The organism is Arthrobacter sp. I3 (genome assembly GCF_000520575.1).
Taxonomy (GTDB): domain Bacteria; phylum Actinomycetota; class Actinomycetes; order Actinomycetales; family Micrococcaceae; genus Arthrobacter; species Arthrobacter humicola_A.
Window position 1 is genome coordinate 10914 of record NZ_KI914964.1, and the last position, 2629, is coordinate 13542.

2 protein-coding genes are annotated in these 2629 nt (G+C 68.0%); one reads left to right on the forward strand and one right to left on the reverse strand.

The window, feature by feature from the left end; translation table 11 throughout:
• Positions 1-703, forward strand: a 703-nt coding sequence (locus Y706_RS26880) for a thiazole synthase (RefSeq protein ID WP_043436790.1), incomplete at its 5' end; no start/stop codon positions are given.
• Between the two features lie 802 nt (positions 704-1505).
• Here the strand turns inward: Y706_RS26880 and Y706_RS26890 are convergent.
• Positions 1506-2629: HNH endonuclease (locus Y706_RS26890; protein WP_043436796.1), on the reverse strand; the 1124-nt coding region annotated here is incomplete at its 5' end.

Below are 2629 nucleotides of genomic sequence, written 5' to 3' on the forward strand. Positions count from 1 at the left end.
CAGCCTGGACGGGCTCGGGGCGGCGCTGGTGGCGTCCGGGACGGAGCTGACCACGGTGGCGATGCGCCGCTATTCGCCAGCGGAGACGGGCTCGCTGTTCCAGCTGCTCGAGGACCATCAGATCCGGGTGCTGCCGAACACGGCAGGCTGCTTCACCGCCAGGGACGCCGTCCTGACCGCCGAACTTGCGCGGGAGGCCCTGGAAACGGACTGGGTCAAGCTCGAAGTCATTGCCGACGAGCACACACTGCTGCCGGACGCCGTCGAACTCGTGGACGCAACCGAACAGCTCGTGGCCCGAGGCTTCAAGGTCTTCGCCTACACGAACGACGACCCCGTGCTTGCCCTCCGGCTCGAAAACCTCGGCGCGACGGCCGTGATGCCGTTGGGCGCCCCGATCGGCACCGGACTGGGCATCCTGAACCCGCACAACATCGAGCTGATCGTCTCGCGCGCGTCCGTGCCCGTGGTGCTGGATGCCGGGATCGGCACGGCCTCGGACGCTGCCCTGGCGATGGAACTCGGCTGCGACGCCGTGCTGTTGGCTACTGCGGTGACCCGTGCGCAGAATCCGGTGCTCATGGGCGAGGCCTTCAAACATGCCGTCATCGCCGGCAGGCTGGCGAAAGCGGCCGGCAGGATCCCGCGGCGGGAACACGCACTGGCGTCCTCGGCAATGGAAGGCCGGGCCGAGTTCCTCTAACGTCCGCTCGGCCGGCGGGGCTGATCTGGTTGCACCGGCCGGACCTCCTGATCACCATTGCTCTTGATGACGCGCCTGCGCGATCATCCGAAGGCCCGGCCCGGCCCGGGTCGACGTGCGGCCGGGATGAACCGGGCATGCCGTCGGTCCGCATCCGGATGGGCCACCCTCGTGGATCACGTGGTTGTGCGAGTACGGCAGGGTCCCTTTAGCGCGCTGGTGACACTTTCACGAAGAATGGCGTTGCCACTTCTTTGCCTTTCCAGCTGCCCTTTTGGAGGTCAGGTGCCATCCCTTGCAGCCTTCGCATGGGTATACGCTCGCGGGCAACTTGCCCCCAGAGGACGAGCCCTGCCGGATGATTTCTTGGAGCGCGCGGTTCGCGTGCCAGGGGGTGGAGTAGGTGATCTTGGTGCAGCTTGCCATCGGGCGAAACCCTACTTGAAAGAGTACGCGCGTGGCTCATATCCACACTTGAGCGCCACCTAATAGTGGCGTCCCAGGTTCCACATGATTGTGTCGTTCGAGGCACAACGTATCGCAGCCCTAACGGCGTTGCAATCGTGAGTCTTCGGCCCAAGATTCTCTGAGAAATAGCCGCTGCTCCCAGAGCTCTTATTAACGACCTGTCCCGTTGCCGGGTTCCGGTGGTTCCGGTGCGGAACTACTACGTGATTGGGTCTGCTCCGCAGACCTGCCCTCGCCGCCGAGGACGACGGGGAACATGTCGGAGTCGCAGCCGATATTGCGCGCGGTGGGGGCGGTGACGCGTCGGCGGAACTAGCCGTAGGCGGCGACGGGGTCACTCCAGGCGGAAGTAGCTATTCCGGCGGGGTGTCCGGGCGGGGTCGAGGTGGGGTGGCGGGATGAACCAGGGGATGCCGGTGCGCATCTGGATGCTCCAGTGTTCCTTATGGATCACGTGGTGGTGATGGGAGCAGAGCAGGGTGCCGTTGCCGGTTCCGGTGGTTCCGCCGCGGGACCAGTAAGTGATGTGGTGGGCCTCGCACCACGGCGCCGGAATGGTGCATTGCGGGAAGGCGCAGCCCCGGTCCCGGGCCGTGATGGCCTTGCGGATATGCGGCGGGAAGACCCGGGAGGCGCGGCCGATGTCCAGGATCTGGCCCTCCCCGCCGAGGACAACCGGGATGATGTCGGCGTCGCAGGCGATTTTGCGGACGGTGCCGGCGGTGACTGGACCGGTGAACAGCAGCGTCCCGGTGCCGTGCCTGGTTCCCGTGCTGTGCTGTGCGGTGTTGGCAGCGGCGCCTGCTTCGGCGGGAGTCGTCCCGAGCCGGGTGAGCAGGTCCCGGTAGTCAATGGTGGCCATGACCTGGGGCCGGAGCCCGCCCGCGGCGGGCAGCCCCCCGGTGGCGAGGGCTGCTTTGCACGCGCCGACNGGGTCCTCTTCGGCCGTGGCGGGCTCATCAGCCGCGCCGGTGTCGGCCCGGACGGCCCCGGGAGTGCCAACGCCGGCAGCACTCATGCCGCTGGCGGCGTCAGTACCGGCAGGGCTGTGCCCGGCGGCTTCCCACTCCGCCGCCCCGTCCTCACCCGGTCCGGCCTGCGCCGTGTTGCCGGTGGCGGTGCCCTGGCCGGTGCCTTCGCCGGTGCGGGGGTTGGTGGCGGTGTTCATCACGGTGATCAGGTGTTCGAACTGGTCCGTGGTGGCGAAGATTTCCAGGTGCTGCAGGCCGTGCCGGGGTTTGCGGAGAAAGGCGCCCTGGAGCTGGCGGAGCAATTCCTCGGAAGGTTCGGCGCCGTCCTGGTCCAGCGCCTCAGTCCAGCTGCGGCTGACCCGGGCCAGGAAGTCGGCGTCGTTCTCGGCCGCGGTGCGGGTCAGGGCGTGCTCCATCGCCGCCGCGGCCTCCGGGAGGCAGCTGTGCCGGACCTGATCCAAGGCGAGCGTGATGACGGTCGCGGCCC